We start from the raw sequence: 538 nt of genomic DNA, 5'->3' as shown, positions 1-538 counted from the left end.
TCATTGATACAACCAGTTCTTTTATTTTCGATTCTAACAAAAATTCTTTCTGTTGAATTTGTGTTTGTATAAGGAGAAAAAATGGGAGAAATTCCATTGGTTGCATTCACTTGAGACGCATGAAACGTCACTGTAAAATCATTTGGACTTTGAGAAGTTCCTAAAATTTCTGAAATTTTACTATCCAAATCAATATTTTGAATGATGCTATTGGTGTCATCTCCATCATCATCATTGTCGCAATATGCCAAGTTTGTTGGTGGTTCAAATGTTGGTTCAGGATTGATAATTACATCAAAATTTGATATTCCATTCACGCATAAACTATTGTTATTCAAAACTCTAACATAGATAGTTTCTCTATTTGGAGCAATGTTTGAGTAAGGAGAAACTAGCGGATTATTTCCATTTTGAGCATCTGCCAAAGAACGATGATAAGTTATTGTATGAATTGTAGGGTCTTGAGTTCCTAAAATTCCTGCAGTTTGACTTTCTAAATCAATAGTTTGGGAAAAACCATTTCTTGCAGAACCATCAG

At 32.7% G+C, this 538-nt stretch carries 1 pseudogene; it reads right to left on the bottom strand.

The features are described from left to right. Positions 1-538 (bottom strand): annotated as a pseudogene (locus IU405_RS07835) (hypothetical protein); the annotation flags it as partial.

Origin of the sequence: Polaribacter sp. BAL334 (assembly GCF_015767435.1) — a bacterium.
Classification (GTDB): domain Bacteria; phylum Bacteroidota; class Bacteroidia; order Flavobacteriales; family Flavobacteriaceae; genus Polaribacter.
The sequence above is the reverse complement of the archived record's forward strand: the minus strand, read 5'-3'. Positions and strand labels throughout refer to the sequence as shown.